This is a genomic window from Streptomyces sp. NBC_00846, from assembly GCF_045207325.1.
Taxonomy (GTDB): Bacteria; Actinomycetota; Actinomycetes; order Streptomycetales; family Streptomycetaceae; genus Streptomyces.
This window is the reverse complement of the sequence record NZ_CP108846.1, coordinates 1,475,103-1,495,708: the sequence shown is the minus strand read 5'-3', so window position 1 is coordinate 1,495,708 and position 20,606 is coordinate 1,475,103. Positions and strand designations below refer to the sequence as shown.

Below are 20,606 nucleotides of genomic sequence, written 5' to 3'. Positions count from 1 at the left end.
ACCTGTTGAACTCAGCGACTTCTTGCCAACACCGAACGCCCGGAAATAGAGTCGCCGCATATTCACGATCAGGAACTCTGTTCAGAATACCGAACAACTCTGATGTGTGGCAGTGGAGCGGAAGGAATCACGGTGGCAGCAGCACCAGTCTGGAGCGTCGACCCCCGCACCGGGAACCCGCGTGAGCAGGTTGCGGTGGAGGCTACAGCGGAGGAGGTCGATCGCGCGGTCCGGGCCGCCCACGCGGTACGCGCGTCGCTCGCCGACCGCGCCGTGCGCGCCGCGTTCCTGCGTACCGCCGCCGAGCTGCTCACCGGGGCCGGGGAGCACATCATCGAGGCCGCCGACGCCGAGACCGCACTCGGCCCGGCCCGGCTCACCGGTGAACTCGCGCGCACCGCAGCGCAGTTGAAGGCCTTCGCGGAGGTCGTCGACGAGGGCGCCTTCCTCGACATCCACATCGACCACGAGGACGCCACCAGGACCCCGCCCTGGCCCGACCTGCGCCGCTACAAGATCCCGCTCGGCGTCGTCGCGGTGTACGCGGCCAGCAACTTCCCGCTCGCCTTCTCCGTCCCCGGCGGCGACACCGCGAGCGCGCTGGCCGCCGGCTGCCCGGTCGTCGTCAAGGCGCACCCCGACCACCCCGCCACCTCCGAACTGTGCGCTTCCGTACTGCGCCGGGCGGCGGCCCGCGTCGGCCTGCCGGAGGACGTACTGGTCCTGGTGCACGGCTTCGAGGCGGGCATCGAGCTGATCAAGCACCCGCTCGTCGCCGCCGCCGGCTTCACCGGTTCCGTACGCGGCGGACGCGCCCTGTTCGACGCGGCGGGCGCCCGCCCCACCCCCATCCCCTTCCACGGCGAGCTGGGCTCCCTCAACCCCGTCGTCGTCACCGAGGCCGCCGCCGACGAGCGCGGCGAGCAGATCGGCACCGGACTCGCGGGCTCGATGACGATGGGGTCGGGCCAGTTCTGCACCAAGCCCGGCTTCGTCCTGGCCCCGGCCGGCGAGAGCGGCGACCGGCTGCTGAAGTCCCTGACCGACGCGGTCAGCGACACCGAGGCCGGGGCCCTGCTCGACCACCGGATGCGCGACGCCTTCGTCGCGGGCGTACGCGAACGGGCCGAACTGCCCGACGTGGAGGCCCCGGTCACCCCCGGCGCGGGCGGCGAGCACACCGTCTCGGCCGGCTTCCTCACCGTACCGGCGCACCTCCTCACCGCCGAGGGCCCGCACGACGCGCTCCTGGAGGAGTGCTTCGGCCCCGTCACCGTCGTCGCCCGCTACGCCTCCACGGACGAGATCACCGCGGTCCTCTCCCGGCTCCCCGGCAACCTCACCGCCACCCTCCAGATCGCCACGGACGGCGCCGACGCCGACGCCCCCACCCTTCTCGCGGCCCTCACCCCGCTGGCCGGCCGGATCCTCGTCAACGGCTGGCCGACGGGAGTCGCCGTCGCCCCCGCGCAGCACCACGGCGGCCCCTACCCGGCCACCACCTCCACCTCGACTTCGGTCGGCGCCACCGCCATCGAACGCTGGCTGCGCCCGGTCACCTACCAGACGACCCCCGAGGCCCTGCTCCCCCCGGAGCTCCGCGAGGACAACCCCCTGAACCTGCCCCGCCGAGTGGACGGCCGCCGCGCATGATGACCCCGCACCTCCCCGAACTCCCCTTTGAGCTGCGCCCCTTCGGCCCCGAGGCCGACTGGACGTACGAGAGCGGCGCACTGACCGCCCGTGCGGGCGCCCGCCAGGACCGCTTCGTACCACCGGGCGGCGACGCCCTCGACCCCGCGAGCGATGCCCCCCGCCTCCTCGGCACCGCGCCCCCGGGCGACTTCCAACTCCTCGCCCGGGTGCGCGTCGGTTTCGCCGCGGCCTTCGACGCGGGTGTGCTCTACCTCCACGTCGGGGAACGCGAGTGGGCCAAGCTATGCCTGGAACTCTCCCCGGACCTCCCCACCGTCTGTACGGTCGTCACCCGCGACCACTCCGACGACGTCAACTCCTTCGTCGTGGACGGTGACAGCTACTGGCTCCGCCTCAGCCGCACCGGCAACGCGTTCGCCTTCCACGCCTCCGCCGACGGCGAGAAGTGGACCTTCGTCCGCGTCTTCGCCCTCGGCGATCCGCAGGAGGCGGCCGCGGCATCGGTCGGCTTCCTGGTCCAGTCGCCCACGGGCGAGGGCTGCGAGGCGACGTTCGACCGGATCGCGTTCCGTACGACGGGACTTGAGGATCTGCGCGACGGGACTTGAGGATCTGCGCGACGGGAACTGAACAGACTCGCACATCCGTCGCCGCACCGAACGAATGCGTGCGCATACTCAGCGGAACCGAGTACCGGCCCCCAACCCTCCGCTTCTGTCGGAGGGTTGGTTGGGCCGCATGAAGACCACTCCCGCCGCCGAGGCTCGCACCGCCGACACCGAGCGTGCGGACCGCAACACCCGCACGGCCTCATGGTTCGCCCTGGGAATGCTCGTGCCCGCGCTGATCGGCTCCGGCCTCTTCGTGCTGAGCACGACCCGGGCGTCCGGCTGCCTGACCTACGGCGTGGAGTGCGCCGATGTCCCCCCTGGCTGGATCCCCGGTTGCCTGGTGGCGGCGGTCGTACTCGGCGTCGCGGCGGTCGCCCGGCCGCGGAAGTGGCTCCCGTTCACCTCGGCCCGCGGCTGGCTGCTGGGCCTGCACATCGCGGCGCAGCTCATGACGGTGTCCCTGATCCTCAGTTACGCCTGATGGCACGTCGGTCCAGGTCTCGCGACACGGCTGGGGCAACGTTCCGACTCGGCGGCCCCCGGGCGTCCGGCCAGGGCGTCGACTGCCATGTGAGGTGTTGTGCCCCCGGCCGATGTCCGGAGGCACAACTTTGGCCGTGCCGTGGAGGAATTCTTCCGCTGATGGTTCACGGGTGATACGACTCCGTTCACCTGCGCCGCCCACCATCCGCGATGGGCATGTCGTACAACTTCACGGCGTGCCCTTCACCTTGCGGCGATCAGGAAGGACGGCTGCTGATGCGGCCAACAGAGCGGCGAATACGGCCGGGTGGCAGATCGGGCGGGCGACGGCTGGCGGGGGTGGCCCTCACCGCGCTGCTCCTCGCGAGCGGCAACCTGACCACGGCATACGCCGAAACCGGTTCGGGACAGCGCACACCGGGGCAGAGCGGGTCGGCGGACGCCACGATTCTGCCGGTCCTCACCCCCGGCGACGGGGCCTATCTGGAGGACACGGAGAAGGTCGCGGCCACGCCCACGCTGGCCGGCGACTCCGTGACGGGGCTCGCGGTCGACGGGAAGGCGATCGACGCGGAGCGGACGGTCGGGGTGTCCCGGCTCGGCTTCGACGTCGGGTCGAACTCGACGGAGGCTCGCTACCACAACTACGTGCTGGTCAACGGCGAGTACCGGGCCGAGATCGGTGACCTCGTCAATGAGCGGGGCACGATCGAGATCCCGAACCAGCACCTGGTCAAGGGCGAGAACAAGATCGAGATCCTGGCCGGCGCGGTCGACAGCTCGTGCGGCACCAATTACGACGACTTCGTACTGTCCGACATCAGCCTGGACCTACTCGGCGAGGTCGCGGACGGCGAGGAGAACGAGTACACGTACTCCTTCGGCGACGGCAGCTGCGGTTCGAACACCTCGCTGCTGACGAAGGCGACGCTCAGCTTCTTCGTCCTGGGCGACCCACAGGGCACCACTGGCCTCAAAGCCGATCTGGACACCACGGAGTTCGCCAACGGCGAGCACGCCCTCACCGCGAAAACCGTCTCGGGCAAGACCGTCAAGAACACGGTGACGGTGAACAACGCCCCGGCGGGCGCCCCCCGGCTGCTGCCCAAGGACGGCACGCTGGTGAAGGGTCCGCAGCCGGTGTTCGCGAACTTCCCGGCGGGCGCCGAGGGCGGCGTCGAGTCGCTGACCGTGGACGGTGGCACGCCTGTCACCGATCCGCACCTCGGCAACGGCGCGGCGACCTTCTCCTTCGACGTCGGGCCGGACTCGATCGACGACCGGAACGACAACTACCTGCTCGTCAACGGCAAGCGCATCGACCTGGGCGGTACCTGGGTGAGCCAGCGGGTCGACATAGCGATCCCGGCACGCCACCTGGTACCCGGTGACAACACCATCACGGTCGTCACCGGCCCGTACAAGGAGAGCTGCGGCAACAACCGCGACGACTTCGACATCGCGCGGCTCGCTCTCACCCTCGACGGCGCGACCGTCACGGGCCAGGACATCGCGGACTCGTACGCCATGGGCGACGGCACCTGTGGCAGCAGCGACACCCGCCTGCGCGAGGTGGAACTGCACTACACGATCGACGCCCCCGGCGTGCGAGTATCCGACACCCTCGGATCCGGCAACGCGGCCCTCGGTTTCACCGTGGGCAGCAACTCGATCGAGGCCCGCTACCAGAACCACATCCTGGTGAACGGTCAGAAGCACGTGATCGACAGCGACTTCGTCAGCCGGCACGTCGACCTCGCTTTCCCGAACGAGTGGCTCGTCCCCGGCTGGAACACGATCGACTTCGTCACCGGCACATATCCGACGTCGTGCGGCGACAACCGCGACGACTTCGCCGTCTCCGGCATCACCCTCACCCCGGCGGACGGCACCGCCACCGGCCGGATGCTCAAGGGCTCGTACAGCTTCGGTGACGGCAACTGCGGCGACAACGTCAACCCGCTGACCGAGATCGACCTGGAGTTCTTCGTCGAGGGCCCGGCCCAGGGCCTCCGCGTAGACCTCGACACCGCGAAGATCGACGACGGCAAGCACACCCTGGCCGCGACATCGAAGACGGGCAAGACGGCGACCCGCGTCCTGACCACCGACAACTCGGCGCCCCAGATCGCCTCCAGCATCCCCGCCGCCGGCCAGAGGATCAACGCGTCGGTCGTCCTCGACGTCCGGCTCCAGGACCTCTCCGGCGTGGTGAACGGTCCCGACGTGAAGCTCGACGGCAAGCCGGTCGAGCTCGGCGCCTTTGTGGGTCCCGGTCTGTCCGCCGGCGAGCACACGCTGTCGGTGTCCGGCACCGACAGTCTCGGCAACAGCGGCACACGCGAGGTCGAGTTCACCTCCGCCGGCATCCCGGACACCCCCGCCGACCTCACCCCGAAGTCCGGGACGACCGACGCGGGCAGCGACGTCAAACTGTCGGCCAAGGTCGCCGAGCCCGATGGCGGCACGGTGAGCGCCACCTTCTCCGAGGCCGAGATCCTCACCCCCAACCAGGTGTACGTGGGAACGGCCGCGTCCGTTCCCACGACGCTCAAGGTCAAGGGCGAGAAGAAGGTGAAGGCCGACGGCCTCGCACCCGCCGACGGCAGGACGCTCGACGCGCCGGCCGCCGAGGACGTCACGTATCAGCGGTTCGACGTCCAGGTGAAGGGCCATGTCGACGCTCCGGTGCTGCGCTGGGAGGGCGTTATCGACCCGGAGCGGCTCGCCGCGCTGCGCGTGTGGAACACCGCGACGAAGCAGTGGGACGTCCTCACCAGTGCCCGCGGCGCCGCCGACGGCGACACCGTCCTGACCGCCGTCGTCGACCGGAAGCACGTCGACGGGCAGCGGGTCCATGTCATGGTGACCGGCGAGGACCCGTTCGCCGACGACGTCGACGCCGGTGATCCGAACAAGTTCGCCGACCCCGACTCGTACGATTTCTCGATCGTCCACTACACCGACACGCAGTACCTCTCCGAGGGCGCGGTGGAGCAGGAGACGGCAGGGGAGCGCGCGGTCTGGGAGAAGGCGTACGGCGACGTCTCGCGCTGGGTCGCCGACAACAAGGACAAGCGCAAGATCGCGTACGTCGCCCACACCGGCGACATCATCGAGAACAACATCCGCAAGCCCGCCGACGAAGCCACCCGGCGCCAGGTCACCGGCGAACTGGAGATGTCCTCGAAGCAGCAGAAGATCCTGGACGACGCGGGTGTGCCGAACGGTGTGATCGCGGGCAACCATGACAACCAGTCGGGCACCGAGAACGGTCCGGACGCGATCTACAACCAGTACTACGGGCCCGAGCGCTACCAGGCGCTCTCCGAGGGCTGGAAGCACGCCAAGTACGGCGGGCCATGGCGCCCGGGCGACAATCAGAACCATTACGACCTGTTCTCCGCCGGCGGCCTCGACTTCGTCGTCGTCGGCCTGTCCTACGGGGTGACGCGCGAGGAAGCCGAATGGGCCGACTCGATCTTCAAGCGCTATCCCGACCGCAACGGCATCCTGCTCTCGCACGACTACCTCGCCCCGAGCAGCAACCCCGACGGACGCGGCGCCAAGTTCTCCGCGCCGGACGGCTCGATGCTGTACAAGACGGTGGTCCAGGACAACCCGAACGTGTTCCTGATCCTCGCCGGTCATGAGCACGGCGTCGGCACCAACGTGAAGCCGCGTGTCGGCGAGGTCGCCCACGGCGTCGTCGAACTGCTCGCCGACTACCAGTTCTACACGGTGTCCGCGGACCGGCTCGGACTCACCGAGATCGGCGGCTACCGGCCGAACGACCAATTGCGGTTCGGCGCGAGCTTCTTCCGGATGCTCCAGTTCGACGTCGACCGGTCCGAACTGACCGTGGACACCTACTCGCCGCTGCTCGACGAGTTCGGTGCCACCGAGTACGACGCGAACCACCGTTACGACGGAACCGAGGACAACATGGTCCTCCCGATCGACCTCAGCACCCGCAAGACGACCTTCAAGACCGACTCGCTGGCGCTCTACAACCCCGTCAGCATCATCGGGAGGTCCGAGGCCGACTCCGGTGGGGTCGCCTCGGTGACCTGGAAGGGACTCAAGCCCGGCACGACCCACGCGTGGTTCGTCACGGCGCGCTCCACCGGCGGCGGCGTGACCGCCTCCGCGCCCAGCGCCTTCGTGACCAAGGACGGCCACGGCCGGCCCGGCACCTGGGGACCCGACGTGCCCGCCTACCCGTGGTTCACGTCGTCCACCGACCGGCGGTGACCGGTTGACCCGCCGGTAGCACGCGACCGGCACCACACCCGCTGTCCCGGCCCCGAGCGGTCCGGGACAGCGGGCCCCCTCCACTGCCCGGCCCTCGACCACGAGAACCGAGACCTCCATGCGTCCCGCCCCCTTGCCCCTGCCGGCACCCGCGCCCTCCTCCCGGCTGCCCGCCGCGCTCATCACCACCGTGGCGGCCCTGGTGGCCGTGCTCGCCATCGGCTTCGCCCACCCGGCCCCCGCCGCCGCGCACGACGCGACCTCGACCGCGTACGTCGCGGTGGAGGGCACCGGAACCCGCATCGAGGCGACCCTCGACCTCGAATACGACCTGCTCATGAAGTCGGCCTGGCTCTACGCCGAGGCGTACGGGGCGAAGAACCGCGCGGAGCAACTGCACCAGCTGAAGACCAATGCCGACGCGGTGACCGAATACGTCACCGGACGCTTCGCCGTCACCCGCGACGACACCTCCTGCACACCGCGCCGCGTCGGCGACGCGGACGTCCGCACCCGAGGCACCCGGCCGTTCGCCGTCCTCACCCTGGCCTACGACTGCGCGACGGGCGCAGACGGCACCTACACGATCTCCAGCGCCCTGTTCCCCGACGCCGAGAGCTTCGTCCACAGCACGGAGACGATCGTCCACTACGACATCGACGGGCAGCGGGGCTCGCAGATCCTGACCGCCGCCGAACCGGCCCTGGAGACCGGCGGACACCACGAGTCGCACCAGATCGTGGAGTTCTTCCTGCTCGGCACCGAACACCTGCTGTTCGGCCTCGACCACATCCTCTTCCTCCTGTCACTGCTCATAGGAGCCCGTGACCTGCGCGACATCGTCCTCACGGCGACCGCCTTCACGGTCGCGCACAGCATCACGTTCCTGCTGGCGGCCATGGGCGTCGTGAACGTGCCGGGATCGGTCGTGGAGCCGGTCATCGCGGGCTCCATCGTCGTCGTGGCGCTCGCGAGTGTCGTTTTGCGCGACCGCGAGGGGACCGGGTCCTGGCGGCTGCCGGTCGTCTTCCTGTTCGGTCTCGTCCACGGTCTGGGCTTCGCGGGCGCGCTGGGCATCGAGGAGAGCTGGTCCTGGGAACTGCTGCTGTCGCTGCTGAGCTTCAACGTCGGCATCGAGGCGGTGCAGTTGGGCATCATCGCCGTGGTCTTCCCGCTGCTGCTCCTCCTTCGCAGGACTCCCGCACACCGCTGGGCCCTGCCCGCGATGACCGCGCCCATCGTGATCGTCAGCCTGTACTGGTTCTGGGACCGGCTGTCCGTCGCGGCGTGACTTGGGTCCGCCGGAGACTCGTAGCCGTACCTGCTCCGGCGAGATGTACGCGGTGGTGCCGACCGGACTTCCGGTGGATCACTGCTGCCTCGTCCCGGGCGGCCCACCGCCTTGCGGCTCGTCCGCTCCCCAGGCGCAAGGCCGCAGCCCAGCGGGCCGACTCACCACATCGGACGCCGTCTGAATACGTTCAGGCGGTCTTTCCACGTTGCTCCGGTTTCGCTGGTGTCCTGGTCGTCCTCCGGATTCCAGTTGGTTCCCCTGATTTCAGCCAGCAGTGCTTTGCGCCGGCCGCGAGACAGGGAGTCCCCGTTGACGCTGTGCATGGCCCAAGGAATGGGGCATGGCCCCTCGTGCTCAGGGTCGGGGCACAACACGTCGGTCAGCCGGTCCATCAGCTCCTCGTGTTCGGCCGCTGTAGCGACCATGGCTGTTTCCACCTGCCACAGCCTCGGCTGCTCAGGGGTGTCGTCGGGGGTGGGATCGGACATGACGCTGGTCCTCGTATCAGGTGGGGTGAGGGAACGCCGTCGGTGGGGTCCCCGGACCCCACCGACGGCGGAACACCGCTGGTCTGTAGGCCGAGCACATCAAGAACGGCGTCGGCTGCCCGGATCAGGGGCTGCAGCCGCAGAGGCTGTCGTATGCCCTCTCCGTGCACGCTCTGCGTGTCGAGGACAACCAGGCTCGGGTCGGCTCATCGCTTCTCCGAATCGTCCTGGCCGGCGAGCACCCGGCGTCGTGCGGGTAGCGCCGGGTGGTTCGTCGGTCAGGCTCCGGCCGCGTACCGCACGAAGTGCTTCCAGCCGGTGTGGGTGAGCGTCAGGTGGGGAAGGGACGCGTCTTTCGAGTCGCGGATGAGGACCGCCTCTTCGGTATTGGCCACCTCGATGCACTCGCCGCCCTCGTTGGAGCTGTAGCTGCTCTTGAACCACGAGTTGTCTGCCGGGTTCTGAACGCGGACGTCGGGCTTCATCGGTCTTTCAGCAACCTTTCGATCAGAGCCGAGGACTCACGCGGAGTGAGCGCCTGAGACCGGATGCATCCATATCGTGCGGCCAGGATTCGGACCTCCTCCGGGACGGTCGGTGATCAATCGGCTGATGTTCTGCACCTCAAGGTATCCGACCTGGGGCTTGCGCGTGGGCGTGAGGAGGATGAACGGGCCGGCCAGGCCCGCGTGTTCAGGACGGTCAAGCGGCATGACCTGGAGCTCCACGTTGCGAAGCCTGCCGAGCCTGAGCAGCTCTTCGAACTGCTCCTTGTGGACGTTCCATTTACCGACCGGGCGTCGGAGGACTGCCTCCCCGATGAGGTCACGGGGCGTCGAGAACTCCATGATCTCGGAAGCCCGTGCCTGACCTGCATGTACCCCCACCGCCCAACGAACCGTCACGAACCGGACGACGGCCGACTACGCCCGAAGCCCTGAGGAGTGCGGGGTCCGCGAGCCGTCCTCGACCGGGACGTGGCGGTCCACGTCGCCATGGCCCCCGGGACGGCGCAAGACCAGCTGTAGGAAACCGGGAAGATCTGCGGGAAGAACCGGGGTGCCGATGGACGCCGGAAGTTCGAGGGTTCCGCGGTAATCCGACGATTTTCAGCCTCGATGGCGCGGGGGGCGGGACGGGAGGTAGCCCTGCGGCCGGTGAACAGCCGCAGTGTCCAGGAAGGGGGCTTTTGGTGCTGCCCCGTGGCCCCGCTTACCGCCCTCCCGGGCCGGTTCGTCGATCAGTCGGGCGGGGTGACGACCGGGCCGATCAGCTCGACCATCACCATGTGATATTAGGCAAACCAGGCCAACATCCCCGGCGGAGCGCGGGAATTAATTGGCGCATGATGTGCCATCGCGCAATGCCGTCAACTACTAGATTGATCGACGGCACCACGAGACCGGCCATAGCCTGCCCGTGCCGTTCACTGGCTGGGAATGCGAAAGTTGGTCACTATGCCTGGAATTCCTGGTGAACGCCCGGTCCAGGCACAATGTTCAGTCCGCACCACCGCGCCCGGCCCGGCTGAATATGCCGGACAGGCGTGCCGTTCGCAGTATTTCCCGACCTGATCCGGTTGTCCGGGTGCACCCCTGTGGCCGGCCGAGAGTATGAGGCACGTTCTGTGAAGGTTCGTACGAGGCGGTCGAGCACCCTGATCGCCGGGGGAATGGCAGTGGTGCTGCTGACGGGCTGCGGCTCCCAGGATCAGATCTGGCCGTTCGAGTCCAAGGACAGGATGGTCGTCGGGATGTCCGACGGCATCCTCGCGACGGATCCGGCGGCGGGGTACGACCCGGGGTCCTGGCTGCTGTTCAGCAACGTCTTCCAGTCCTTGCTGAGCTTCCCGCCCGGGAGCTCCACCCCTGTGCCGGAGGCGGCCGAGGAGTGCCATTTCTCGGACGGCAGCAAGACCTATACCTGCACCCTGCGTGACGGCCTGAAGTTCAGCAACGGCAACAGCCTCACATCGGAGGACGTCAAATACTCCTTCGACCGGGCAATCGGAATCAACGACCCGGCGGGCCCGGCGCCGCTGCTCTCCACCATCTCGTCGATCACCACCCCGAGCGAGAAGACCGTCGTCTTCCACCTCAACGTGCCCGATGCGATATTTCCCAGCAAGATCGCATCGGGTGCCGGTTCCATCGTGGACCATCGCGTCTACCCCAAGAACCGGCTGCTCAAGGGCGGCAAGACGGTTGGTTCCGGTCCCTATCAGCTGGACTCCTTCGACAAGTCGAAGGCCGTTTTCTCGGTCTACTCCGGCTACCACGGAAACGCCGAGGTGAAGAACTCCGGCGTGACGCTGAAACTCTTCCGCGGTGACCAGCAGGCCCTCGAAACGTCCCTGGAAAAGGGCAAGGTCGACATCGCCTACCGTGGCCTCACCGCCAAGGCGATAGCCGCCCTGGACACCTCGCCCACCGCGCAGAACGACGGCCTCGAGGTGGTCCAGGGAAGCAGCGCCGAAGTCCAGCACATGGTCTTCAACATCGCCGACCCCGTGGTCGGCAAGCTCGCCGTGCGCAAGGCCATTGCCTATCTCGTCGACCGCAACTCCCTGGTCAGTCAGGTCTACCAGTCCACGGCGGCACCGCTCTACTCGATCGTCCCGGTCGGCATCACCGGCCACGGCACCTCCTTCTTCGACACGTACGGCGACGTCCCGCAACCAGAACGGGCGAAGGATCTCCTGCGGGACTCCGGTATCACCGACAAGGTGAAACTCACCCTCTGGTCCACTCCGAGCCGTTACGGACCCGCCACCGACGACGAACTGCGGACCATCGCCGATCAGCTGAACAAGAGCGGACTCTTCGACGCCAGGATGAAGTCCGTCCCGTTCGAGCAATACGAGAAGGACATCTCCGAGGGAAAGTACGGCGTCTATGTCAAGGGCTGGGTACCGGATTACCCCGACCCCGACAATTTCACCCAGCCGTTCTTCGGCAAGGGAAACGTCCTGTCGAACAATTACGAGAACAGCGAGATAACCAAGCAGATCATCCCGAGGACCTCGTCCATGACGGACCGTGCGGACACCCGGCAGGAGTTCATGAAGCTGCAGGACATCGTCGCGCGCCAGCTGCCACTCCTGCCGCTCTGGCAGGGCAAGCAGTACGCGGTCGCCCACGAGAACGTCCGGGGCCTGCAGAACTGCCTGGACACCTCGACCGTCTTCCGGTTCTGGGAACTCAGCACCGCGGACTAAGTGGTCGGTTTCCGAACTCCTTCGGGGGTTGGCATGGGATCACGCTGTTGTGGTTTCCAGGTCGGCGAAGTGCAGGGTCCACGTCTTCGTGAGCATGACTATGCGCTGCGCCTGTTGAACGGAGAATCAGCAAGCATGATGGAAGACGTTGCGACTGAGTTGACCGCGGAGTTGGTGGCGGACGGTTCCGCGCCGCGCGCCCCGGTGGTCTCGCCCGACTGCCGGTGGGTCGTCTATGAAGTGGCGGCGATCGGACAGGCCGGCGAGCGTCCGGTCAGCCATCTTTGGATAGCGGCCGTTGATAGAAGTACGGCGCCCCGGGAACTGGTTGCAGGCACGACGGCGGATCGGTCGCCACAGTGGGCGCCGGACTCGGAAGCGGTCTTCTTTCTCTCGGACCGGGCCGAGGACGGCACGACCCAACTGCACCGGATTCGGCTGGCCGGCGGTGACGTGGAGACCCTGACTGCCTGGAGTGGCGGGATCCATGGCCACCTTCCGTTGAGCGATCCCGACATGGTCGCCCTCTTCGCGCAGGACGAGCCGACCGATGAGGACAGGCGGCGGGCGAGAGAGCGGGACGACGCCCGGGTCTGGGGCGAGCGTGTGCCGCTGGACCGGATTCGGCTGCTGGACTTGCGCACCGGGGAGATCCGTACTCCGGCCGCCGTCGGCGATCGTCACGCCGTCGAGATGGTCCAGCGACCCGACGGTGGTCCGCTGGCTGTGCTCACCTGGGCGACGCCCGATCTGGACCCCGGTTCGCAGGCGCCCCGACTTCATCTGCTGGATCTGGAGGGTGGGACGACGCAGGATCTCGGACCGGCGGTGGCAGAGGCGTCTTCGCTCACCTGGTGGCGAGCTGAAGCCGGCTGGCACCTGGCATATCTGGCTGTCACCTCGCCGGGGCTGGTGGGCGGCACCGCCGTGTTCGACGTCGTGGTGCCGCTCTCCGGGGCTGCGGCCGAGCCCCGCAACCTGACGGACGGGATGACCGCCTGTCCGTCGGGTCTCGTCCAGGTCGCCTCCGGTCCGCCGCTGGTCGTTGTCGCCGACGGCCTGGACACCGCTGTCCACCGGCTCGACCAGGGCGGGTCGCGCCTGGTGGAAGTGGCGCGTGCGGACGGTCTGTTGACGGCGTTGACCGCGAGTCGATCCGGTGATGTCGTCGCTGCCCTGGTGAGTACGGCCTACGAACCCGTGAACGTCCACGCAGGGGCCCCGGAGGGGCCGTTGGCCAGGATCAGCGATACCAGGCCCGAGTTTCGCGGCATCCGGTGGGGTACTCAAGAACGCCTGTCCTACAAGGCGTCCGATGGACTGGCGCTGGACGGTCTGCTGATCCTCCCGGCTGGTAAGACCCGGAACGAGGGACCCTTCCCCCTCGTCACGTTGGTCCACGGCGGCCCGGCCGACCGGTACGCGGACCAGTTCATGCTGGGCGTGCACATCAGCGGGCAGTGGCTGGCCACCGCCGGCTACGCGGTGTTTCTGCCGAATCCGCGCGGTGGCCAGGGGCATGGTCATGCTTTTGCCGCGAGCGTCGCGGGTGCGGTCGGCATGGATGAGTGGACCGACATCGTCACCGGGATTGACCTGCTGGTCACCGGCGGGGTCGCCGACCCGGACCGGCTCGGGATCGGGGGATGGAGCCATGGCGGATTCATGGCTGCCTGGGCCGTCGGGCAGACGGACCGATTCCGGGCCGGCCTGATGGGAGCCGGCATCAGCGACTGGGGGATGCAAGCGGCAACCGGCGAATACGGGGCGTTCGAGGCCGCTCTGGGCGGCAGTACCGGTTGGGAGGGAACAGGCCCGCACCGGCACGACCAGCTCAGCCCGGTCTCGTTCGCCTCGAAAATCCGTACCCCGGTGCTGATCTTGCAGGGCGAGGACGACACGAACGTCCCACCATCCCAGGCGGAGTTCTTCCACCGCGCTCTGGTCCGGTTCGGCGTCGAGCACGAGTATGTCGTCTACCCGCGAGAAGGCCATGGGATACGGGAGCGCAACCACCAACTCGACCTCCTGCGCCGTACCAGGGACTGGTTCGACCGGTGGCTGGTGCCCTCGATCGACGCTCCTATGTCAAGCAGCCAACTCGACTGATTCTGTGGAAGGTTGGTCGCGCTGAAGTCGTGCCGCTTCGTTGGCAGGCAGGGCACGGAAGACCCGGTCCGAGAAGCGGCGGCGGCGGTCGTGGCCTGTGCCGCCGTGCTGCCGCTCGTCGCCGCACCTGCCGCGTCTGCCGAGGACGCCCTCGGGGGCAAGGAGGGGGAATCTCGACACAGGCCATCGACAGCTAACTCTCGGGCGTGCGGCCCGGCTTCCAGTCCAGCAAGACCAACATCGCGACAGCCCCGACGATCATTGACTTCTACAACTGCAGAACCCCGACCACGGTTCCATCACCAACGAGTCGACCAAGGTTCAGCTGATCAACTACAACTACACCACCCCGAACGAGGAGTGGGAGGCGAAGGCCTTCACCGCCTGCTTCAGCGGAGGCCAGTCCCACGGAGAGCGGACCGGGCGCAAGGGCGGTGACCTCTTCTTCCAGATCAAGACGGTGAACGGAACCACGAACGGTTCCGGCAGCGGACCGACGCTGAGCGTGACACGCGTCCACATGTGGTGATTTGAGGCATGCCAGGTCCGCACCGAGCCGGTGCGGACTTACACCCAAGTCGTCCCGTTTCCCGCTTCGACCAGGCACTGGTCCTGGCCACCGTCCTGACCACGGTCGCCGTGGCGTACACCGTGACTGTGCTCCTCGACGCCCAGACTGCGAACACCGCCGGCCGCAATACCGCGTTCCTGGTCGGGCTGATGCTCTGCGCCCGCCGGATAGCGGGTCATCAGGTGGCCGCCATCACTCCCGTCGCATGGGTGATCACGATGATGCTCATCGGCAACTCGGGAGGCAACGGTCAGGCTCGTCCGTGGACAGTCATCCTCATGCCCCCGGACCACACACCTGCCGCACTCGCAGCCACCGCGATGCTGGCCCTCGGCATAGCCTCGGCCCCGGCCGCCCCGATGCTCCGCGACGCGAGCTGAGTCGGAAACGCTCTCCGGGAAAGGCTTGACATCCATCGTTGCTTTCGCGCGTTCGAATCGCCCCGAGTCGAATGGAGGCGAGACGCACGCAAGGTGCCGCGGATGCTGCTCGACTTCTTCTTCCAGCCAAAGAAGCAGGCCGCCGCCCACCCGGCGGAAGTGCTCCGGGAGGGAGAGGGGGCCGGCTGTGGGCTGGCCCCCTTACCTTGCAAGGTCGTCAGATCTCCGAAGATCCGTCCGTTGGTAAGCCGCGCTGGGGGGCCAGGAGCTGCCTCCAGTATGTCGGCATGGAAGCGGACGCAACCGGGGAATGGGAGAGTCCGCTCGCACGTTGTGTACGGGAGCGGAGGGTGGCTCCGCGTCGCCTGAGCTGTACGTACGGGAACACGGAGAGAAGAAGAATCATGCGCGTCGAGATCTGGAGCGACATCGCCTGCCCGTGGTGCTACATAGGGAAGGCCCGCTTCGAGAAGGGGCTGGCGGGGTTCGCCCACCGCGACGACGTCGAGGTCGTGCACCGGTCCTTCGAGCTCGACCCCGGGTACCCCAAGGGTGACACCACGCAGGTGATCGACATGCTGGCGCAGAAGTACGGGCGCACCCGTGAAGAGGCGCGGGCCATGGAGGCGAACGTCGCGGCCAACGCGCAGTCCGAAGGGCTCGGCTACCTCACCGAGGGCCGTGACCACGGCAACACCTTCGACATCCACCGGCTGCTCCACCTGGCCAAGGCCCGGGGCCGCCAGGACGAGCTGCTGAGCCTCGCCTACCGGGCGAATTTCGCCGAGGAGCGTTCCGTCTTCGACGGTGACGTGCTGGTCGAGCTGGCCGTCGAGGCCGGTCTCGACGCCGACGAGGCACGGGCCGTTCTCGCCGACCCGGAGGCCTACGCCGCCGAGGTGCGGGCCGACGAGCGGGAGGCGTCCGAGCTGGGGGCCAACGCCGTGCCGTTCTTCGTGCTCGACCGGCGGTACGGGATCTCCGGCGGCCAGCCCGCCGAGGTGTTCGCCCAGGCGCTCGAACAGGCGTGGCGGGACCGGCCGCTCACGGCGATCGGCGGGGACGCCGCGGCGTGCGACGCCGACGGCGCCTGCGAGGTTCCGCAGACCGGAAACAACGCCTGAGTCCGCGGACCGGGCGTCATGCCTGAGTCCGCGGACCGGGCGTCATGCCTGAGTCCGCGGACCGGGCGTCATGCCTGAGTCCGCAGACCGGAAGCTGTGCCTGAGCCCGTCGGCCGGAAGCTGGGCCTGAGCCGCCCGCCTGCCGGGCTTCGTGCCTGAGTCCGCGGGGCGGCCGCACCGCCTGAGCCCCCGGCACCGTTGGGGTGTGCCCCTCGACTCCTCGTAATTGACGAGGGGTCAAGGGCGCCGCACGCTGGGCCCATGGAGACTACTTCGCTCAGCCGTACGGCGGACGACGAGTTCGCACCGGAGACCACGTACCTCAACACCTCCACCTGCGGGCTGCTGCCCCGGCGCACCGTGGCGGCGGTGCAGGCACTCGCGGAGGCGATCGCCACGGGGCGCAGCGCCGGCTCCGGCGACTTCGAGGCGGTGGAAGCGGCCCGGGCCGGCTTCGCCCGCCTCGCCGGTGTGGACGCCGACCGGGTCGCCGCCGGCAGCTCGGTCTCCGTACACGTCGGACTGATCGCGGCCTCGCTGCCGCCGGGGGCCGAAGTCCTGGCGCCCGAGGGCGAGTTCAGCTCCGTCGTCAGCCCGTTCGCGGTCCGTGGCGATCTCGAGGTGCGCTATGTCCCGCTGGACGGACTGGCCGACGCGGTACGGCCCGGTACCGCGCTCGTCGCCTTCTCGGCCGTGCAGTCCGCCGACGGCCGGATCGCCGATCTCGACGCGGTACGCGCGGCTGCGGCCGCCCACGGCGCCCGGACCCTGCTCGACGCCACCCAGTCGGCCGGCTGGCTGCCGCTGGACGCCGGGGCGTACGACTACACCGTCACCGGCGGCTTCAAATTCCTGCTCTGCCCGCGTGGCGCGTCGTTCCTCACCGTCACCGAGGAGGCGCAGCGCACCCTGCCGGCCGTCTTCGCCGCGTGGGTCGCCTCCGACGACCCGTGGAACAGCACGTACGGCCCGGTCGAGCGGCTCTCCCCGACCGCCCGCCGCTACGACGAACCGCCCGCCTTCCTCTCGTACCACGGTGCCGAGCACTCCCTCGCGCTGCTCGGCGAGGTCGGCATCGACGCCCTCCACGCCCACGCCACCGGGCTCGCGGCCCGGATGCGGGCGGGGCTGGCCGGGCTGGGGCACGAGGCGGTGCCGGGGGAGTCGGCGATCGTCGTCGTGCCCGGACTCGGCGGACGGGAGCCCGGGCTGGCGCGGGCCGGGGTGATGGTCTCGAACCGGGCGGGGAACCTGCGCGCGGCCTTCCACCTGTACAACACGGAGGCCGATGTGGACCGGGTCCTGGACGTGCTCTCCGGCTGAACCCGCCCGGATGCCGGGTGAGGGAAGGGGGCAGCGGAGGCCGGGGCAGTTCTCGGTCTCGTGGCAGAGGTGCCGGTCGCGACGGCGGCCACGACGAATCACGGCGCACCGGCTCGGTGGGGGGTATCACCGGGGCCGGGTCCTCCCCACCGATCCGGGCCGGCCGTATCCGTACCGTCCTGGCGCCGATCCGGTCCCACAGCTGCCGGATCGTCGCCGGCGCCGCCGCGCGGTCCCGTCCCCGAGCGAGCCCTGGCCGCACGCATCTTCGACCTCGCGGTGTTACAAAGGGCAATGTGGTCAATCGTTTCGGCCGATTCCGGAGCGCACAAGTTCGGTCACTCGCGGGCAAGTATCCTCGGAGCGTCGCAGGCCAGGTCTTCGCCCTCCAGGTGGCTGTGGTCGTGCTCCTCGTGGCTGCTGCGGTGCTTGCGCTCGTAGTGCAGTCCCGGCACGACAGCAGCGCGGAGGCGCGAAGCCGTACCATCGCCGTCGCGCAGACATTCGCGCACTCACCGGGCCTCCTGGCCGCACTGAGGGCCCCTGATCCCACCAAGGTGCTCCAGCCGCTCACCGAGGCGGGGCGGAAGGCGGCCGGCGTCGACTTCATCGTGGTGACGGATACAGAAGGGATCCGTTACACCCACCCCCGGCCGGACCTGATCGGGAAGAGGATCGTCGCTACCATCGAGCCGGCGCTGGCCGGCCGCGTGTACACCGAGAGCGTCAATGGCCCGTTCGGGCGCGAGGTGCAGGCGATCGTCCCCGTCCATGATCGCGCGCACAAGGTCGTGGCCCTGGTGGCTGCCGGCATGAAGGTCAAACACGTGACCGGCGTGGTGGCACGGCAGATTCCGATCATTTTCGGCGCAGGAGCGGCTGCGCTCGCCGTGGCCACGGCCGGGACGGCGCTGGTGGCCAGGCGGCTGCGGCGGCAGACCCACCGTCTGGGCCCTGTCGAGATGACTCGTATGTACGAGCATCACGACGCGGTGCTCCACTCCGTGCGCGAAGGCGTGCTCATCATCAGCAGAGACGGTCGGCTGCTGCTGGCCAACGACGAGGCCAGACGGCTGCTGGATCTGCCGCTCGACGCCGAGGGGCAGCACATCTCGGACTTGTCCAGCCTTGATCCCGGCATGGTGGCACTGCTGACCTCGGGGCACGTGGCCACGGACGAAGTGCACCTCGCGGGGAACCGACTGCTCGCGGTGAACCAGCGGCCCACGGACCGTAACGGTGGCCCCAAGGGGACGGTCGCGACCTTGCGTGACTCCACGGAGCTGCGGGCGCTGTCCGGCAGGGCGGAGAGCGCCCGCGAGCGGCTGCGGCTGCTGTACGACGCCGGCCTCGGCATCGGTACCACCCTCGATGTGGTGGGTACGGCCGAGGAACTGACCAAGGTCGCGGTCCCCCGGCTCGCCGACTTCGTCACCGTCGATCTGGCCGACCCGGTCCTGCACGGGGACGAGCCGACCGGTACGGACACGGCCATGCGCCGCACCGCTGTCCGCGGCATCCGGGACGACCATCCCCTCTACGAACTCGGTCTCCTGATCAGCTTTCTCCCCTCCACGCCGCAGGCACGGGCCTTTGCCACCGGCCGGCCGGAGCTGGTGCCCGACCTGTCCGCCGCACCCGGCTGGCTCGCCCAGGACCCGGAGCGGACGCGGATGATCGTTGATTACGGCATCCATTCGCTCATCACGGTGCCCCTCCAGGCACGGGGCGTCATCCTGGGCATGGCCGAATTCTGGCGCTCCGAGAAGCCCCAGCCGTTCGAGGGAGACGACCTGTCCCTGGCCGAAGAACTGGTCGCCCGGGCGGCCGTCAGCATCGACAACGCCCGCCGCTACACCCGTGAGCACGTCATGGCCGTGACTCTGCAACGCAGCCTGCTCCCGCGGGCCCTGCCCGAACAGAGCGCGCTCGACGTCGCCCATCGCTACCTGCCCGCACTCTCCGGGGTGAGCGGCGACTGGTTCGACGTGATCCCGCTCTCGGGCAGTCGGGTGGCGCTGGTCGTCGGGGATGTCGTCGGCCACGGCCTGCACGCGGCCGCCACGATGGGACGGCTGCGCACGGCCGTGCACAACTTCTCCACACTCGACCTGCCGCCCGACGAGATCCTCAGCCACCTGGACGACCTGATCGGGCGCATCGACCAGGAGGAGGCGGAGATCACCGCCGACGCGGGGATCATCGGAGCCACCTGCCTGTACGTGATCTACGATCCCGTCTCCCGCCACTGCGCCATGGCTCGGGCCGGGCATCCCCTGCCCGCACTGGTCCGGCGCGACGGCAGTGTGTCGTTCCCCGACCTGCCGGCCGGCCCGCCCCTCGGCCTGGGCGGTATGCCGTTCGAGACGGCGGAACTGGAAGTGGCGGAGGGCACGCAACTCGTCCTCTACACCGATGGGCTCATCGAGGACCGCACCCGAGACATCGACGTGGGGATCGAGCTGCTGCGTCAGGCCCTGGCGTGCCACCCCGACCGGTCGCCGGAGGAGAGCTGTCAGGCGGTGCTCGACGCGCTCCTGCCCAGCCGGCCGAAGGACGATGTGGCGCTGCTCATCGCCCGGACACGGGCGATCCCGCCCGACCGTGTCGCCGACTGGGACGTACCGTTCGATCCCGCCGCCGTGGCGGGCATGCGTGCCGTCGTGGCCGAGAAGCTCGACGACTGGGGTCTGTCCGAGCTCGCGTTCGCCACGGAACTGGTGCTCAGCGAGTTGATCACCAACGCCATTCGCTACGGCTCCGCGCCGGTCACCGTACGACTGCTGCACGACCGCACCCTGACCTGCGAGGTGACCGACAGCAGCAGCACTTCGCCCCACCTGCGCTATGCCGCCGTGATGGACGAAGGAGGCCGCGGTCTGTTCCTCGTCGCACGACTGGCCGAACGCTGGGGCACCCGTTACACCCCCCAGGGAAAGGTCATCTGGGCGGAGATGTCGCTGCCCCGGTCCGACGGGAGCGCGGACGGCACGGCGTGGTCGGACATCCTCGACGCGGAACTCTGACCGCTGGATCGGCAAGCCCCCGAGAGGAGCACCTCCTCGGCTGTTCCAGCATGGTGGCCGGGACAAGGAC

15 protein-coding genes are annotated in these 20,606 nt (G+C 68.8%); 11 read left to right on the top strand and 4 right to left on the bottom strand.

The window, feature by feature from the left end:
• The first annotated feature begins 132 nt into the window (after positions 1 to 132).
• The 5 genes from OG936_RS06940 (at position 133) to OG936_RS06920 (ending at position 8,295) form a co-directional block, all read left to right on the top strand.
• Positions 133 to 1,653 (top strand): aldehyde dehydrogenase (NADP(+)), encoded by a 1,521-nt coding sequence (locus OG936_RS06940; protein ID WP_406493268.1) that lies wholly within the window; start codon positions 133 to 135, stop codon positions 1,651 to 1,653.
• A complete protein-coding gene (locus tag OG936_RS06935; RefSeq protein WP_406500341.1) occupies positions 1,653 to 2,264 on the top strand; it encodes a DUF1349 domain-containing protein in 612 nt (203 codons plus the stop codon). The genes OG936_RS06940 and OG936_RS06935 overlap by 1 nt, the downstream gene beginning before the upstream one ends.
• Positions 2,265 to 2,394: 130 nt before the next feature.
• A complete protein-coding gene (locus OG936_RS06930) occupies positions 2,395 to 2,748 on the top strand; it encodes a hypothetical protein (RefSeq protein WP_406493267.1) in 354 nt (117 codons plus the stop codon).
• Between the two features lie 278 nt (positions 2,749 to 3,026).
• A complete protein-coding gene (locus OG936_RS06925) occupies positions 3,027 to 7,004 on the top strand; it encodes a metallophosphoesterase (protein ID WP_406493265.1) in 3,978 nt (1,325 codons plus the stop codon).
• Between the two features lie 118 nt (positions 7,005 to 7,122).
• Positions 7,123 to 8,295: a HupE/UreJ family protein gene (locus OG936_RS06920; protein WP_406493263.1), complete on the top strand. Its 1,173-nt coding sequence runs from the start codon at positions 7,123 to 7,125 to the stop codon at positions 8,293 to 8,295.
• 161 nt (positions 8,296 to 8,456) lie between these two features.
• On the opposite strand, the gene OG936_RS06915 is transcribed toward OG936_RS06920, so the two are convergent.
• The 3 genes from OG936_RS06915 to OG936_RS06905 all read right to left on the bottom strand — a co-directional run bounded on the left by OG936_RS06915 (position 8,457) and on the right by OG936_RS06905 (position 9,634).
• Complete coding sequence (locus OG936_RS06915; protein ID WP_406493261.1) at positions 8,457 to 8,786, bottom strand: hypothetical protein; 330 nt, start codon at positions 8,784 to 8,786, stop codon at positions 8,457 to 8,459.
• 278 nt (positions 8,787 to 9,064) lie between these two features.
• Positions 9,065 to 9,271: a DUF397 domain-containing protein gene (locus OG936_RS06910; RefSeq protein WP_406493260.1), complete on the bottom strand. Its 207-nt coding sequence runs from the start codon at positions 9,269 to 9,271 to the stop codon at positions 9,065 to 9,067.
• 36 nt (positions 9,272 to 9,307) lie between these two features.
• Complete coding sequence (locus OG936_RS06905) at positions 9,308 to 9,634, bottom strand: Scr1 family TA system antitoxin-like transcriptional regulator (RefSeq protein ID WP_406493258.1); 327 nt, start codon at positions 9,632 to 9,634, stop codon at positions 9,308 to 9,310.
• Between the two features lie 779 nt (positions 9,635 to 10,413).
• Here OG936_RS06905 and OG936_RS06900 point away from each other — a divergent pair.
• Both OG936_RS06900 and OG936_RS06895 read left to right on the top strand, forming a co-directional pair.
• Positions 10,414 to 12,003 (top strand): ABC transporter substrate-binding protein, encoded by a 1,590-nt coding sequence (locus OG936_RS06900; protein WP_406493256.1) that lies wholly within the window; start codon positions 10,414 to 10,416, stop codon positions 12,001 to 12,003.
• Positions 12,004 to 14,112 carry a prolyl oligopeptidase family serine peptidase gene (locus OG936_RS06895; RefSeq protein WP_406493254.1) on the top strand — a complete coding sequence of 703 codons (2,109 nt, stop codon included), beginning with the start codon at positions 12,004 to 12,006 and terminating at the stop codon, positions 14,110 to 14,112.
• Between the two features lie 339 nt (positions 14,113 to 14,451).
• On the opposite strand, the gene OG936_RS06890 is transcribed toward OG936_RS06895, so the two are convergent.
• On the bottom strand, positions 14,452 to 14,634 hold the full coding sequence (locus OG936_RS06890) for a hypothetical protein (protein WP_406493252.1): 183 nt from the start codon (positions 14,632 to 14,634) through the stop codon (positions 14,452 to 14,454).
• Positions 14,635 to 14,649: 15 nt separating this feature from the next.
• Between OG936_RS06890 and OG936_RS06885 the strand changes: the two genes are divergently transcribed.
• From OG936_RS06885 to OG936_RS06870, 4 genes are all read left to right on the top strand, one after another.
• Positions 14,650 to 15,063, top strand: coding sequence for a hypothetical protein (locus tag OG936_RS06885; RefSeq protein WP_406493251.1), 414 nt, complete (start codon positions 14,650 to 14,652; stop codon positions 15,061 to 15,063).
• A 404-nt stretch (positions 15,064 to 15,467) separates the two neighbouring features.
• Positions 15,468 to 16,187, top strand: a complete 720-nt coding sequence (locus OG936_RS06880; RefSeq protein WP_406493249.1) for a DsbA family oxidoreductase — start codon at positions 15,468 to 15,470, stop codon at positions 16,185 to 16,187.
• 261 nt (positions 16,188 to 16,448) lie between these two features.
• Positions 16,449 to 17,510, top strand: a complete 1,062-nt coding sequence (locus OG936_RS06875; protein WP_406493248.1) for an aminotransferase class V-fold PLP-dependent enzyme — start codon at positions 16,449 to 16,451, stop codon at positions 17,508 to 17,510.
• 296 nt (positions 17,511 to 17,806) lie between these two features.
• Positions 17,807 to 20,536 carry a SpoIIE family protein phosphatase gene (locus OG936_RS06870; protein WP_406493246.1) on the top strand — a complete coding sequence of 910 codons (2,730 nt, stop codon included), beginning with the start codon at positions 17,807 to 17,809 and terminating at the stop codon, positions 20,534 to 20,536.
• Positions 20,537 to 20,606: the final 70 nt, after the last annotated feature.

What these genes read in the sequence shown, in the direction of transcription:
- OG936_RS06935 (WP_406500341.1), top strand. Translation starts at nt 1,653, where the DNA reads ATGACCCCGCACCTCCCCGAACTCCCCTTTGAGCTGCGCCCCTTCGGC.
- OG936_RS06930 (WP_406493267.1), top strand. Translation starts at nt 2,395, where the DNA reads ATGAAGACCACTCCCGCCGCCGAGGCTCGCACCGCCGACACCGAGCGT.
- OG936_RS06925 (WP_406493265.1), top strand. Translation starts at nt 3,027, where the DNA reads ATGCGGCCAACAGAGCGGCGAATACGGCCGGGTGGCAGATCGGGCGGG.
- OG936_RS06920 (WP_406493263.1), top strand. Translation starts at nt 7,123, where the DNA reads ATGCGTCCCGCCCCCTTGCCCCTGCCGGCACCCGCGCCCTCCTCCCGG.
- OG936_RS06915 (WP_406493261.1), bottom strand. Translation starts at nt 8,786, where the DNA reads ATGTCCGATCCCACCCCCGACGACACCCCTGAGCAGCCGAGGCTGTGG.
- OG936_RS06910 (WP_406493260.1), bottom strand. Translation starts at nt 9,271, where the DNA reads ATGAAGCCCGACGTCCGCGTTCAGAACCCGGCAGACAACTCGTGGTTC.
- OG936_RS06905 (WP_406493258.1), bottom strand. Translation starts at nt 9,634, where the DNA reads ATGGAGTTCTCGACGCCCCGTGACCTCATCGGGGAGGCAGTCCTCCGA.
- OG936_RS06890 (WP_406493252.1), bottom strand. Translation starts at nt 14,634, where the DNA reads ATGTGGACGCGTGTCACGCTCAGCGTCGGTCCGCTGCCGGAACCGTTC.
- OG936_RS06885 (WP_406493251.1), top strand. Translation starts at nt 14,650, where the DNA reads ATGCCAGGTCCGCACCGAGCCGGTGCGGACTTACACCCAAGTCGTCCC.
- OG936_RS06880 (WP_406493249.1), top strand. Translation starts at nt 15,468, where the DNA reads ATGCGCGTCGAGATCTGGAGCGACATCGCCTGCCCGTGGTGCTACATA.
- OG936_RS06875 (WP_406493248.1), top strand. Translation starts at nt 16,449, where the DNA reads ATGGAGACTACTTCGCTCAGCCGTACGGCGGACGACGAGTTCGCACCG.